The sequence below is a fragment of the Rubritalea sp. genome, from assembly GCF_051252225.1.
Lineage (GTDB): Bacteria > Verrucomicrobiota > Verrucomicrobiia > Verrucomicrobiales > Akkermansiaceae > Rubritalea.
Window position 1 is genome coordinate 42,908 of sequence record NZ_JBPOGE010000008.1, and the last position, 13,699, is coordinate 56,606.

15 protein-coding genes and 1 tRNA gene are annotated in these 13,699 nt (G+C 49.6%); 2 read left to right on the forward strand and 14 right to left on the reverse strand.

Annotation, left to right across the window (positions count from 1 at the left end; all coding sequences use genetic code 11):
- Positions 1-52: 52 nt before the first annotated feature.
- The 5 genes from ACSHX2_RS09490 to ACSHX2_RS09510 all read right to left on the reverse strand — a co-directional run bounded on the left by ACSHX2_RS09490 (position 53) and on the right by ACSHX2_RS09510 (position 2,793).
- A tRNA-Leu gene (locus ACSHX2_RS09490) sits at positions 53-140 on the reverse strand.
- Positions 141-234: 94 nt separating this feature from the next.
- Positions 235-1,686 (reverse strand): protein adenylyltransferase SelO, encoded by a 1,452-nt coding sequence (locus ACSHX2_RS09495; RefSeq protein ID WP_435692702.1) that lies wholly within the window; start codon positions 1,684-1,686, stop codon positions 235-237.
- Between the two features lie 73 nt (positions 1,687-1,759).
- Positions 1,760-2,269 (reverse strand): peptidylprolyl isomerase, encoded by a 510-nt coding sequence (locus ACSHX2_RS09500; protein WP_435692703.1) that lies wholly within the window; start codon positions 2,267-2,269, stop codon positions 1,760-1,762.
- Between the two features lie 60 nt (positions 2,270-2,329).
- Positions 2,330-2,578, reverse strand: coding sequence for a hypothetical protein (locus ACSHX2_RS09505; protein ID WP_435692704.1), 249 nt, complete (start codon positions 2,576-2,578; stop codon positions 2,330-2,332).
- The gene (locus ACSHX2_RS09510) at positions 2,578-2,793 is read right to left on the reverse strand and encodes a hypothetical protein (RefSeq protein ID WP_435692705.1); all 216 of its coding nucleotides are present in this window, start codon (positions 2,791-2,793) and stop codon (positions 2,578-2,580) included. The genes ACSHX2_RS09505 and ACSHX2_RS09510 overlap by 1 nt, the downstream gene beginning before the upstream one ends.
- Before the next feature lie 72 nt (positions 2,794-2,865).
- Between ACSHX2_RS09510 and ACSHX2_RS09515 the strand changes: the two genes are divergently transcribed.
- A complete protein-coding gene (locus ACSHX2_RS09515) occupies positions 2,866-4,305 on the forward strand; it encodes an FAD-dependent oxidoreductase (protein ID WP_435692706.1) in 1,440 nt (479 codons plus the stop codon).
- A 57-nt stretch (positions 4,306-4,362) separates the two neighbouring features.
- Here ACSHX2_RS09515 and lpxA read toward each other — a convergent pair whose 3' ends face one another.
- From lpxA to ACSHX2_RS09560, 9 genes are all read right to left on the reverse strand, one after another.
- Positions 4,363-5,136 carry an acyl-ACP--UDP-N-acetylglucosamine O-acyltransferase gene (gene lpxA / locus ACSHX2_RS09520; RefSeq protein ID WP_435692707.1) on the reverse strand — a complete coding sequence of 258 codons (774 nt, stop codon included), beginning with the start codon at positions 5,134-5,136 and terminating at the stop codon, positions 4,363-4,365.
- 42 nt (positions 5,137-5,178) lie between these two features.
- Complete coding sequence (locus ACSHX2_RS09525; RefSeq protein ID WP_435692708.1) at positions 5,179-6,393, reverse strand: aminotransferase class V-fold PLP-dependent enzyme; 1,215 nt, start codon at positions 6,391-6,393, stop codon at positions 5,179-5,181.
- 9 nt (positions 6,394-6,402) lie between these two features.
- Positions 6,403-8,346 carry a DUF4340 domain-containing protein gene (locus tag ACSHX2_RS09530; RefSeq protein WP_435692709.1) on the reverse strand — a complete coding sequence of 648 codons (1,944 nt, stop codon included), beginning with the start codon at positions 8,344-8,346 and terminating at the stop codon, positions 6,403-6,405.
- A 6-nt stretch (positions 8,347-8,352) separates the two neighbouring features.
- Positions 8,353-9,951 (reverse strand): DUF7088 domain-containing protein, encoded by a 1,599-nt coding sequence (locus ACSHX2_RS09535; protein WP_435692710.1) that lies wholly within the window; start codon positions 9,949-9,951, stop codon positions 8,353-8,355.
- Between the two features lie 6 nt (positions 9,952-9,957).
- Complete coding sequence (locus ACSHX2_RS09540) at positions 9,958-10,710, reverse strand: ABC transporter permease (RefSeq protein WP_435692711.1); 753 nt, start codon at positions 10,708-10,710, stop codon at positions 9,958-9,960.
- 139 nt (positions 10,711-10,849) lie between these two features.
- Entirely contained in the window at positions 10,850-11,098 is a 249-nt protein-coding gene (gene rpsU / locus ACSHX2_RS09545; protein WP_377095434.1) for a 30S ribosomal protein S21, read from the reverse strand.
- A 99-nt stretch (positions 11,099-11,197) separates the two neighbouring features.
- Positions 11,198-11,656, reverse strand: coding sequence for a VanZ family protein (locus ACSHX2_RS09550; protein ID WP_435692712.1), 459 nt, complete (start codon positions 11,654-11,656; stop codon positions 11,198-11,200).
- A gap of 6 nt (positions 11,657-11,662) precedes the next feature.
- On the reverse strand, positions 11,663-11,953 hold the full coding sequence (locus ACSHX2_RS09555; RefSeq protein WP_435692713.1) for a CopG family antitoxin: 291 nt from the start codon (positions 11,951-11,953) through the stop codon (positions 11,663-11,665).
- 19 nt (positions 11,954-11,972) lie between these two features.
- Positions 11,973-12,251 (reverse strand): BrnT family toxin, encoded by a 279-nt coding sequence (locus ACSHX2_RS09560; protein WP_435692714.1) that lies wholly within the window; start codon positions 12,249-12,251, stop codon positions 11,973-11,975.
- Between the two features lie 251 nt (positions 12,252-12,502).
- On the opposite strand from ACSHX2_RS09560, the gene sucC reads away from it, so the two are divergent.
- Positions 12,503-13,687, forward strand: a complete 1,185-nt coding sequence (gene sucC, locus ACSHX2_RS09565) for an ADP-forming succinate--CoA ligase subunit beta (RefSeq protein WP_435692715.1) — start codon at positions 12,503-12,505, stop codon at positions 13,685-13,687.
- The last annotated feature ends 12 nt before the right edge of the window (positions 13,688-13,699 follow it).

The window sequence follows — 13,699 nt, forward strand, 5'->3', positions numbered from 1 at the left end:
TTCTCTATAAACCACAAAGGCTTCCAGAGTAACTGGAAGCCTTTTTAACAGATGGTGCTCGAGGGGGGAATCGAACCCCCACGGCCTTAACGGCCACTAGATCCTTAGTCTAGCGCGTCTACCAATTCCGCCACCCGAGCAAGGTGTTGTTTGGTGTGCGGGGTTTCTACTTCATTTGGGGGACGAGGCAAGAATTTTCTATAAGAAAAATGCGTTTTTTTGAGGAAGGCTTCGTTAGGTGCCGCAGAAGGTCTCGGTGACGCGTTGATGGGGGAGTGGTAGAGATTCGTACTCGGCTAGGTCGGTGTTCTCGGTGTAGGGCTGGGCGAGGGCTTCGACGAGCGCGTGGAAGCGGGAGAAGTCGCCTTTGTAGGCGGCTTGGATGGCTTGTTCGACTTGGTGGTTTCTGGGGATGCGGACAGGGTTTGCGCGTTGCATGGCGGTGAAGTCTGGCTTGGTGTTCGTGGCTACCTTCCATTGCTTGTGCCAGAGTTCGAAACTGGCAGGGTCGATGAAGAGGGCGTAGAGGTCGTCGCATTTTCCATTGGCCGCTGAACGAGTGAGTTCAGTGAAGAAGCGGGTGAAGTCGACTTGCTGGTTGGCGAGTAGAGAGAGTCCGTCTTGGATGAGTGCGCTTGGAGCGGAGGTTGGAAGGCCAAATTTTAGTCTAAAGTGCTCGAGGTAGCGGGATTCGAAATAGCTTTGGAAGGAGTCGAGGCAGGATTCGGCAATTTCGATGGCTTGCTCGGTGGTTTTGGCGAATAGGGGTAGTAGGGTTTCGGCGAAGCGAGTGAGGTTCCATAGGGCGATGCTGGCCTGGTTCCCCCAAGCGTAGCGGGCGTTGGCATCGATCGATGAAAAAACGCATTGAGGGTGGAAATCGTCCATGAAGGCGCAGGGGCCGTAGTCGATGGTTTCACCTGAGACGGCGGTGTTGTCGGTGTTCATGACGCCGTGGATGAAACCTAGAGCCATCCAGTGGGCGACGAGGTCGGCTTGGGCGTTGATGACTGATTGGAGGAGTGCGCGGTAGGGGGAATCGTCTTGTTGAGCGGTGGGGTAATGGCGGGCGAGGGTGTAGTCGGCCAGCGCGCGCAGGGACTCGGTGTCTTTTTTGGCGGTAACCCACTGGAAGGTGCCGACGCGGATATGGCTGGAGGCGATACGGGTGAAGACGGCGCCAGGGAGGGGGCCGTCTTGGCGCACGACTGTTTCTCCGCTTGTGATGGCGGCGAGAGCGCGGGTGGTGGGAACGCCGAGTGCGGCCATGGCTTCGCTGAGAATATATTCGCGCAGGACGGGACCGAGTGCGGCTTTGCCATCACCGCCGCGCGAGTAGGGGGTGCGGCCTGAGCCTTTGAGTTGGAGGTCGAAACGCTTGCCGTTAGAATCGAGAATTTCACCTAACAAAATCGCGCGGCCATCACCGAGTTGTGGATTGTAGTGGCCGAATTGGTGGCCGGCGTAGGCTTGGGCGAGTGGTTCGGAGCCCTCGGCGATCTGGTTGCCAGCTAGGAAGGCAATTCCTTCAGGTGATTCTAGCCATTCTGGATCGATCCCTAGTTCTTTGGCGAGCTGGGCATTCACGCGTACGAGCTGAGGGTTCGGCACCTGTGCGGGCGAGAGTTTGGAGTAAAAGTTCTCGGGCAGCTGGGCGTAGGAGTTATTGAATGGGATGGCTGGCATGGTGATTGATATTGGGCAAGAAAAAGCCCTACAGCAAGAAACTGTAGGGCTCAGAAATTAAGTGGCTTAGTGATTAAGCAAGCACAGCATTCCAATCAGCAATGCGGTCAGCCTGAGCTTCAAAGAGAGCTGTAGTGTCGCCGTGAATGGTGATTTTTTCGATCTTGTCAGCTTGGACAATGGAGTTGATCACATCTTGTCCTTTTGTCGTTTCGCCGAAGACTGTGTGGTTGCCGTCGAGGTGAGGAGTAGGAAGGTGAGTGATGAAGAACTGGGAGCCGTTAGTGTTAGGTCCAGCGTTCGCCATGGAGAGGATACCAGGCTTGTCGTGCTTGCGGAGTGCTGGTTTGCATTCGCATTCGAACTTGTAGCCTGGGCCGCCCATGCCTGATCCAGTTGGGTCTCCGCCTTGAACCATGAAGTTATCGATGACACGGTGGAAAACGATGTCATTGTAGAAGCCGCGTGATGCAAGATTAAGGAAGTTAGCACAAGTGACAGGTGCGTCAGATGGGAAAAGAGTAATGTCGATGTCACCTTTGTTTGTAGTGACGGTGATGTTGATGTCTGCGAGGTCGCTCATAGTGGACGCAGGCTAGCGGGAGGACGAAAAAGGATAAAGGAAAAAGCGTGTTGAGTGCGCTTACTGTCCTCTAATATCAAGGATGTAGATTTTTCTGCCTTCAAAGAACCAAGAAATGGCATACCCGACGCATATGCTCACACGCACTTCTGAGTTAGAGTCAAGTTGCTGCCAGTCAAAGTCAGAAGAGGAAGCTGGTGAGACCTGAATAGCGCGTAATTTTTTTAACAGAAGGTCTCTACGTTGACCGCTCGCGGGGAGATTACTGAGAGCGTCTTTATGAATATGCAGTTTAGGTAGTTCGTACATTAATCGACTCCGTCTAAATCTTTCCAGGATTGCTCTAGCTGATCGTTCATTCTGCTACGCAGGGTCTCAAAGTAATTCGAGTCATCGACTAATTCAAGGTGGGTGAGAAAAATGCCTAGTTCGCTGCGTTGTTCGGGTGGTAGCAGGCGGATTGCTTCCTTGATCGCTTCTAGCTCCATGCCAGAAGAGTAGTGTTGAATAAAGGTTCTGAGCAAGGAGGATTTGAGCGGGAAGCTGGGTGAGCGGAGCTTTCTCTGCTTGAGATGGAATGGAGAACTGGTACATAAATGCAGGTGGAAATGGTGAATAACAAGGAGAGTCACTGGACAATCTGTCCGGAGTGCCAGGGGCGTGGCAGAAAAAGTAGAAGGCTTTCAAAAAAAGCTTTGCGTCATTATCAGAACGCCTTGGATGCGTTTACTGAAAATGGGACTGAGGGTGCAGCTCCCATTCGTCCTAAAAGGCATCTTGATGCCTGTGTGGCCTGTGGAGGATCTGGTTTGAAGCCTGCTGATTCTCCGACTCAAGTGGATGACGGGCACTACCCACATGTCGCTATTATCGGCGGTGGTATTGGAGGAATAGCGATGGCTGTGACTTGTTTGCATAGGGGTATTCCATTTGAGCTTTATGAGCGCGATGGTGGTTTTTCCGAGCGTGCTCAAGGGTATGGACTGACACTGCAACAGGCTAGTAAAGCGATAGAAGCCTTGGGAGTTTTCGAGTTAGAAGGAGGAGTGGTCTCAACTCGTCACGTTGTACATACCACAGATGGAAGAATAGTGGGTGAGTGGGGTATTAGAAAATGGGGGCGATCAGATGTTAAAGACTCACCAAAGAGAACAAATATCCACATTGCTAGACAATCGCTACGCTCAGCGCTTTTGGGGCAGCTTGGAGGTGAGAAGTCCGTTCTGTGGGGGCATCAGTTAGTAGATTTAAATAGATCTGATGATGGTGGTGTGAGTTTGAAATTCAAAGTTGGTACAGAGACGAAAATAGCGAAAGCTGATTTGGTGGTTGGGGCTGACGGGATTCGAAGCTCGGTGAGGAAGTTGATCATTGGTGAAGATGTTTCCCCTCTACGTTATCTTGGGTGTATCGTGATTCTAGGTATTTGCCCATTGAAAAACCTCAATGGTCTAAAAAATGAATTGTTAGACTCGGCGACAGTATTTCAAACGGCGAACGGCTACGAGCGGATGTACATGATGCCCTATGATTCTGACACGATCATGTGGCAGTTGAGTTTTCCACTGTCAGAAGAAGAGGCTAAGAAACTCAGTGATCGTGGAGCTCAGGCGCTTAAAGAAGAAGCGTGCCGCAGGTGTCAATGGCATGAGCCGATTCCACAAATTTTAGAAGCAACGGAGGCCGAACTTATCTCTGGCTACCCAGTGTATGACCGAGCATTGCTCACTGCTGATTTGTTGGAAGGAGCTGGACCTGTGACTTTGATTGGTGATGCCGCTCATCCGATGAGTCCTTTCAAGGGGCAAGGGGCAAATCAGGCGCTGCTAGATGCCTTGAGTTTAGTCCGAACGATTACCAACCACTACGGTTCTTCGGAGCCAGATGTGGAGGCTGCTTTACGTGAGTTTGAAGCGGAAATGCTAGAACGCAGTGCCGTAAAGGTGAAAGAGTCCGCTGAAGCTGCGGAGTTTCTGCATTCGGAAGTCGCCATCCGCGAAAGTAATGCGCCTAGAGGTCGGTGTCGGGGGAAGTAAGGCTTATTTTCTTCTGTAGAATGCTAGTGATAGGGCGCCAAATAATAGAGTTCCAATCTAACGGATCACGCCGCGCTCTGCAGCATCGAGAAACTCAATGAGGTGCTTAACGTGTTCGTTATTGGCGCTATCGGCGATTTTAAGTTCTGCTAGCGAGACTGCAATATTGGTGTTCTTTTTAAGGAAAAGACGTTTGTAGGCACGGCGGAGGTAGGCGATGTCTTGATCGGTGAAACCACGGCGCTGGAGGCCGACTTGGTTGATCGAGCGGACTGCTGCGGGTGAGCCATCGACAATGACGAAGGGAGCGACGTCTTGCACGATTTTTGTGCAACCGCCAATGAGTGAGTGTGCGCCGAGGCGGCAGAACTGGTGCACGCCGGATAGTCCGGAGATGATCACGTAGTCTTCAACAATGACGTGTCCGCCAATGGTGGCGTTGTTTGAAAAGATACAATGGTTGCCAACAACGCAGTCGTGGGCGACGTGCGAGTAGGCGAGGAAATTGTTGTCATCGCCGATCGTGGTCGGAGTCTCGGTGACGGTGGAGCGATGAATCGTGACGTTTTCGCGAAAGGTATTGCGGTCACCAATTTTCAAATACGTCGGATCGCCTTTGTATTTGAGATCCTGCGTTTGTTGGCCGATGGCGGAAAATGCAAAGAAGGCATTGTCTTCGCCAATCTCGGTAATGCCATCGATGACTACGTGTGACTTGAGTTCACAGCGGTCGCCAATAGTGACATTGTCACCAATGACACAGTATGGGCCAATCAGAACATCGTTACCGATGGAGGCCTTTTCAGAAATGACGGCTGTTGGGTGAACCATAAGTTTAGGAGAAAGGAAAAAGTAGGAAGGTTAAAGCCTTTTCTAACGAAGCATCATCGCTGCCTTGTTTACAGCTTGGATTAAGAGTTCGATTTCTTCTTCAGTGTTGTAGATAGCGAAAGAGGCTCGGGTGGTGCCGGTGATGCCGAAACGCTGCATGAGCGGCTGGCAACAATGGTGACCTGTACGGACGCCGACTCCCATTTGGTCCATGAGTGTGCCGAGGTCGTAGTGGTGGATTCCTTCGATGCCGAACGAGAGGACTGAGGCTTTTTGGGGGGCTGTACCGTAGATCTTGATGCCGTCAATTTCTGAAATGGCTTGGGTAGCTAGCGTGAGAAGTTTGTCTTCGTGAGCTGCGATAGTGTCTAGCCCAACATTGTCCATCCATTTGAGAGCTTCAGCGAGGGCGATACCACCTTCGATGTTCGGAGTGCCGGCTTCGTATTTGAAGGGGAGATCGTTGTAGGTGGTTTTCTCAAAGGTAACTTCTTTGATCATTTCACCGCCTCCGCGCCAAGGTGGCAGCATTTCGAGAAGCTCTGTTTTGCCCCAGAGAATGCCGATGCCTGTGGGAGCGTAAGTTTTATGGCCAGAAAAGACGAAGAAGTCGCAACCGATTTCTTGGACGTCGATTGCCATGTGTGGAGTGGATTGAGCTCCGTCGATCAATGTCCAGGCACCAAGAGCTTTCGCCTTAGTGATTAGTTCGCGTATTGGGTTGATCGTTCCGAGAGCATTGGAAACTTGGTTCACTGCGACTAGTTTAGTCTGAGTGGTGAGCAATGAATCAATGTCACTGAGATCCCATTCGCCCGAATCCGTTACAGGAATGACATCGAGTTTAGCACCGGTGCGCTCGCAGAGCATTTGCCAAGGAACGATGTTCGAATGATGTTCAAGCCCTGAAATAAGGATGCGGTCGCCTTCTTTGATTTTTCCTGACAGCGCGAGGGTGTCGGCTACGAGGTTGATGCCATCAGTGGTTCCTGAAGTGAAAATGATTTCGTGCTCGTGTGGAGCATTGAGGTATTTCGCGATGTAGCTTCGTGCCGCTTCATGGGCATCGGTAGCTTTACGTGAAAGATAGTGAACACCGCGGTGGATATTGGCGTTGATTCTAGAGTAGTAACGCTGAGAGGCATCAAGCACACATTGTGGCTTTTGCACAGTTGCTGCATTATCGAGGTAGACAAGAGGTCTGCCATTGATCTCTTGGTGGAGAATTGGAAATTGGTCGCGGATTTCAGCGTTCATATGAAAAAATTAGTCTTCCTCGAAAAGGTCTCGAGCTGCGAGTTTAGCTACTGTGTCCTTGTTAAGAATAAAGTAGCCTGGTGAGTTACTTGCTTGAGCATAGAAGAATGCATTACTTTCTGTGCGAGCAGCGGGAGCGACATTGAGAGTGTAGGTGGTTTTGTCAGCTGGGAGGCCTTCGTTGTCATAGTCTTGGACGGTGATAGTAGTGGTCAGGAGAGGAGTTTTGAGGGCCTCTTGTGCTTGAGAGTTAAATGGGCTCAAGCGTTGTTGGGCTACGAGCTGATGACTCTCATTGAGGAAGAATTTCGCCCGTTGCGGATTGAGCCTCTCAGTGACATTTTGATCGCCGAAACTAGCAGTAAACGCGTCATCGAGGTAATCATAAGCAATTGTGAGCTTTGGCTGACCTTTGGTCTGTGATGTGAAACCTATAATGTCGATGACTGGAAGTGTCCAAATTTCTTTAGGTTGCCAGTCCCATGAGCGAGTAGGAATGTCTGCAATAAGTGAACTGTCGACTTCCCATACAATTGGGCTTCCACGTAAGTTTGCGAAATATTGATCGCTTGGGGTGCCGTCAGCGTCGTCCTTGGTTACTTTACCGAAGCGAAGCTGAATCTGAGGGCCATAGAAGAATACGAAATCAAGGACGATAGTTGGCTGGTCGAGTCTAAAGGAAGAGAAGTCAGCCGCAGCATCACTGGCAAAGCCTTTAACTGGAGTAGTCGTGAGCTGTTTGAGTAAATTAGCGAGTACGCTTTCATCGATGTCCTGCTTTGTACCATTGTGGCTAACAAGTTCGTAGCGTCCTTTGGGAATGCGGGAGATGAGCACTGGTTCAGAGCCTGATGAGGGGGTTCGGACAATGATGCCTCGCAAGTCAGCTCGATCGGTCTCGTTGAGCTCAAGCATGGTGCGGGAGCGTAGGCTATTGATAGACTCCGGAAGCTGGGTGATGTAGTTAGAAGTCTTTGGTGTGGCTATTAGAGGGAGTTCAAAGACAACATCACGGTTACTGACTGTGGCGTAGGTGCTGCCTGCATTTTCAGCCGGGGGATAGACAGTTAAAGTGACTTCATCATCAGAGTCGAAGTTAGAGATAGAAATCTGTAGGATGTCATCTGAGGTTTCTGGGAGAGCGACCTGTTCGGATGGGTGGAGAGATATAGCCTCTAGTTTAGAAAGATTTGCTAGATAGGAAATGACTGCCGCTGGGTCCGTCTTTAGCTCAAGAGGTTTGGTAATTGTCCAGTTTGTATCGGCGAGACGACGCTCGAGTGCGATCTCAGTTTTACTGCGGACTAGGCGAACTTTTCGCAGGGTATGAATGTTGAGAGCGAACGGGCGGTGGTCACGGAAGTTCTTGAGCTCGGAGTTAAATAGCTTTCGGATATTTCCTGTGAAATCGGTGCAGAGGTAGAGGTGCTTATCATATCCTTCATCTGTGCGGCGAAGGTAGATAGTCGGGACAAAAATATCTTCCTTGCCTTCAATTTTTTTATGCCAAGCGGAGGCTTTACCGATTTCGAATGCAGCAATGAGATCTCCAAGGCTATTGCGGCATTCAACGGAAATAGCATCTTCACCAAATCCATATTTCTCGAGCTCGTTTTTATTAACGGTAAGAGAGTTTACGACTTCAGCATTGAGCGCGAACTTGATGGCTGATTCGACAGCTTTTGGGCCGTCAGCGCGATCTTGCCAAGGAGTGAGGCCATTCCATAATCCTGTTTCAGGATCGTAGACGAACTGGTGCTCGGGGAGTCCTCCCGTTTCGAGTCGGAGGTCACTGGTGGTGGTTAGCTCCGTTTGGAAGAGTTTCTGGCCTTGTGCGATTGCGGTTTGCGACTGGAATTCTTTCGCCAAGTCGATACGTCCACACTGGAGAAGTGAGAGGGTGGTGAGCGTGAGAGTGCTCAATACGAGAAAAATGGTGACGAAGGTCTTCATTTGAAGCTAAGTTCGGCGGCTATTCCAAATAATGAGTGCTATGAGCAAACTTAAGATTGGTAAATAGACGAGGATGCACTGGTCAATTAAGGATTTGTGCGACGATTCGATAGTGATTTTTTTGCGGTAGACTGGCTTAGGGTCAATGCCGATGAGGGCGTCTCGGCCGATGAGCCAATTGATAGCAGAATTGATGAAGTAGTTGAGTTCCTCTCGCATGTTGGCGGGTTGGAGGAAATCAGTGTTGGCTATGACGACCATGCGTGATGTGAGTGGGTTGGTGTTGTCGTCATTCTCGATCCCACGTACTACTGCAGCTGCGATGTGTACGGGAGTTGGGTTCTGTGAGTTAGGAATCACACCTTGGTCTTCTTTTGGGTCAAAGCTTGGGTTGAGTTCATCATACCTAGATTCACCCCACCAGCCGTCAGAAGCCTGAATAAGGGAGAACGGTGTGATGTTGCGAATGGTGAGACGGTCATTTTCTGTTAAGACATCGAGCCCAGAGGATGGGCCATCAAACTGGGTGGCCTGGTGGGCTAGACCTTTGTTGATCATTGGGCCTTGGGCGAAAAACGCTCGAGCTGAGGTAAGCGTGTTACCATTTTGCACGTTGATGATGCGGTTGTCCTGTGGGGATATTCCGTAATCTCGCAGGAAGCGTTTGAAGTTCTTAAGTTTTGCAGCGGGGTCGAGTGTGACGAATACTGCTGCTGATGGGCGATCCCAGTATTCCTCGAGAGTGGTGATTTCCTTTTTATCAAAGTCGAATGCTGGACCAATGATGGCAACGCCTTCTGCGTCCGCAGGAATTTTATTCGTGGTGGAGATTTGTAGAGGTAGGAGCTCTACATTTTGCGCACGGAGCATACTCTGGAAAGTTTTCCATGCTGGTGAGTTGTTACTGCGTTCATCGATCCTTGCTTTATCAATAATGAAGTAGAAGCGGCGGGGAGTGCCTTCGATCGCGCTCACGAGGTTGGAGGTGATGTAGGCCTCGTCATTCCAGGCGGCGATGAACGTATTGTTAAAGCGATCGATTTCTTCGATGAAGAGGTCCTTTACAGGAATCGTGCGAATATGTTTGGTGAGTTGGATTTGTTCTTCCTCAGCAGAGATTTCAGCTTGTGAGAGTGAGTCGCGAGCATCTATGAGGATAGTTTCCTCAGAGAGGTCACTCATCTCACGGTTGTAGGTGTTAACGAAATCTTGGAGGCGGTCGACATCAAGTTTGGGGTCGATGAATTCGAGCTGAATGGCCTTGTCGGAATAGCGACGGTAGTTCTCTAGTTGGGCCCGAAGACGGAGGTAGTATGGGCTTTGCTGATAGAGGACAGCGACTATTTTGATAGGGGTCTGGCGGACTCTCACTTCGGGTCCTTCGAGGTATTGTTTAGTCGTTTGCGAGAGAGTGAAGTCCTCGTAACGAGTAAGGTCGAATCGCTGGTGGTTAGTGCAAGATAGGAAATTAAGTAACACAACTGATAGCAAAGCGAGAGCTAGCTGAAAGAGTGCAAGGGTGCCGATACCAAAGCGGTTGATCGCTTTGGCTTTCACTTTTGGAGTTTCTACAAGCTCCTCAGGTGTGGATGATTGTTCAGCCATGTGTGATTAGTGTTTCCAACGTCGGTAATCGACGAGGTGGTGGGTCAAAATAAGTGTGAAAAACGCGAGTGATGAATAGAGTACAATGGGGCGGATATCGATCAGTCCTCGCGAGAAGTAGGAAAGGTGCTCGTGCACCGAGATATAATGGAAAATGGGAGCTCCTTGGAAGGAGTCTCCAGCTATCATCGGGACAAAGCCTAGGAATACGACAAAGACGAGTGCTCCAAACGTCATGATGGCCGCGACGATCTGGCTGGAAGTGAGCGCTGATGCCAGTATGCCTACGGCGACAAAAAATGATCCAATGAGGAGTAGGATGCCAAAGGAGCCGTACATTTCAGATGGAGTAACAGGAGCTGGTGTTCCTGTGATTAACGAGAATAGCTGAATATGCAGAAGTACTGGAATCCATAGGATTGCATAAAAGGTGTAGGAGCTGAGGTATTTCGAGAAAACAACCTGCCAAGTCGTGACGGGAGCTGTCATTAAATTCTCGAGTGTTCCGCTGCGCTCTTCTTCGGCAAACTGCTTCATCGTGATCAAGGGAAAGATGAAGATGAAGTAAATCCAGAAGAGTGGGGTGGATAGACTAGATTGCAGCATGCTAGTCTGTACGGGGGCTTTTTCATATTGCTCAAGCACCGAAGAGAGTGAGAGTCCCTGTAAGAGCATAATAAAGGCGAGCACGATCCAGCCAAATGGAGTCATTAGGAAGTGCTTAAGCTCTTTTTTATAAAGAATGTATAGGGTGCGCATGATAGTGGACTGGCAGAGTAGGTAGTGGGAAAGTCTTAGCTTTCCAAGCATCAAGTTAGTTGAAATAACTCTACTAGATAGCAAAAAGGGCATCCTCGTGAAAGGATGCCCGAAATGGATAGACCTGAAATCAGGTTAATTATGCTTCAGTAGCGCGAGCTTCTTTAGCTGCAGCGGCAGCTGCGTCCTGAGTAGGGCTTGTATAGCGGAAACGCTGGCGATTACGCTTGGAAGCTGTGCGAGCTTTACGCTGTGCACGCTGTACTGGTGTTTCGAATGCACGACGACGGCGCATTTCTTCGAGGATGCCTTCGTTGTCGAGAAGGGATTTGAGGCGCTTGAGCGCACGATCTACTGGCTCACCTTTGTTGATTGTTACTCCACGCATGGTATATATAGAAAATTTGTTTAGTTAATTTCAGGTCGGGCGCGGAAACTAGGAATCTTTGGCCAATCTGTCAAGCTCGTGAGTGAGAAATGTTCAAATCTAGTTAGCTGGTTCACACTCACCCCCTTTTTTAAGTCGCTTATGGACGAATTTTAGAACGAGGAGCATAACGAGTGCTCCGCAAAGAGAGCCTGAGAAATCAGCGAGCCAGTCCCCGAAGTCATTACCGTATCGACCGGGGGTGAAGCTTTGGTGGTATTCATCAAGGATTCCAACTATTGAGCCCACGAGTGTGGTGAGCCAGATGCAATGAAGCGCTGGGAGGTTTTTGAAGTTATGACGTAGCCAAGCGCAGAATAATCCCGCTCCTCCAAAGAAAAATCCAAAGTGTGCAACTTTGTCGAGGTGGGGAATCCGTGGTAAATCTTTAGGAGTCGGATTGCCTGAGGAGAGTAACCATAGAGTAATAAACCATAGGATCCATGCAGTGAGCCATGCAATAGGTCTTTGCCTGCAAAAGAGGATGGTTTTTTTGATGATGCCTTTGAGCGCTGTCACAGACGGTTAGCGGTCGCCATCTTGTTGTGAATCATTGAGCTCTTGTTCAACTCTCTCTGAAAGCCACTGCTTCATCATTGATTGGTAGTTGAGGTAGCGGGATCTCGCTATGCGCTTGATACGTGAAAGCATGCGTGGGTCGAAACGTAGTGTGATGGTAGTAGACTCTTTAGAGTCAAGCTCGTGGATAGAGCCCATCATGAGTTTGGCGTCGAGCTCATGCGTTTTCCAAAAGTCCGCTTCTTCTTGTTCATCGTTAAAATCTGGAATCTCCTTCCAGTTCTGGATCGTCTGCATATCTTTTAGATTGTTTAGATTATTTGTACTCGGCAAACTTACGGGCGTAGAAGCGTACTTCTCCTTCTGACATTTCACGCGCGGCAAAGATGCGTGCTTTTTTCCCATCGGTTGAAAATGAGAGGAAGAGATGACGGTCTCCTACTGTGCGGCCGAGCATATAGTAACGTGATCCGCCGTCTAGCCGGTCACTATCGGGAAGGAGTCTAATAGAAAAAGGGTCTTCAAGAACTTCTTCAATTTCCTGAGGAGGGAATTCTTTGAGGTTGATTTTTGTGTCTATGAGATCGAGTTCCATGATGCGGTAGGTCTGACTCTCTCTATTTAGAGGGAAATGGCAATCGAATTGAGCTACGATATTCGTCTAGAATGTGAAAAACTTCGGCAAAGTAAATAATGTCAAAGTGGTCTATTAGTCAAATTCATGTGGAAGATGATGAGCTCTATACGGAATGTGTCTGGAATCGAGATCTACAAGTTGATTCACCTTGACCGTTCACTGTCCTAGAACTAGAAGGCGGACGTTACGCCATGAAGGCGTTCAAAGTCATGAATATTCACGAGTATCAAGCTAAAGAGCTGTTCGAGAAGTTCGGTGTGCCAAGCCCTAATGGGATTGTAGCAAGCACAGCTGAAGAAGCGGAAGCAGCAGCCAAGGCTATTGGCGGCAGCGACCTTGTCATTAAAGCGCAAGTCCACGCAGGTGGACGCGGTAAGGGCACTTTCACAAACGGTTTTAAGGGGGGGGTTCACTTCCCTAAGGATGCAGCCGAAGCAGGTGATCTTGCTAGCAAGATGCTCGGTCAGACATTGGTGACGCACCAGACTGGCGAAGCTGGTCGTCTCGTTTCCAAGGTGATGGTCGCTACCGGCGTTGACATCTCCCGCGAGCTCTACCTCGCTATCCTTCTCGACCGTGAAACTTCACGTCCAGTGATCGTTGCTTCTACAGAAGGCGGCATGGACATCGAAGAAGTAGCTGAGAAGACTCCAGAGAAATTGGTTCGCCAGTTCATTCACCCACTCGCAGGCCTCCAGGCATACGAAGTACGTAAGCTTGCTGCAGCGCTCGAGCTTTCTGGTGATCAAGCCAAGCAATTTGCTAAGCTTGTTAAAAACCTTTTCAAACTCTTCCTTGAGTGTGATTGCGACATGGTGGAAATCAATCCACTCGTGGTAACTCCAGCTGGTGAAGTGCTCGCTCTTGATGCTAAATTTGGCTTCGATGACAATGCGCTTTACCGTCATCCTGATATCGTAGCAATGCGTGACACGACAGAAGAAGATCCACGTGAAGTGGAAGCTTCTGCGTTCGACCTCAACTACATCGGTCTCGACGGCAACATCGCATGTCTCGTCAATGGTGCAGGTCTCGCAATGGCAACAATGGACATCATCAAGCACTTCGGTGGTGATCCAGCAAACTTCCTCGACGTAGGGGGTGGGGCTACTAAAGAGCAAGTTTCTGCCGCGTTCAAGATCATCCTTTCTGACCCTAAAGTTGAAGGCATTCTCGTGAACATCTTCGGTGGTATCATGCAGTGTGACATCATTGCAGAAGGTATCCTCGCAGCAGCAGCTGAGCTCGACCTTACGATTCCACTCGTTATTCGCCTTGAAGGAACAAACGTAGCACTCGGTAGAGAGCTCATCGCTAACTCTGACCTTGCAGTAATCGCTGCAGATAACCTCAATGACGCAGCTAAGAAGATCGTTGCAGCAGTCAAAGGGTAATTCTTAAATCTT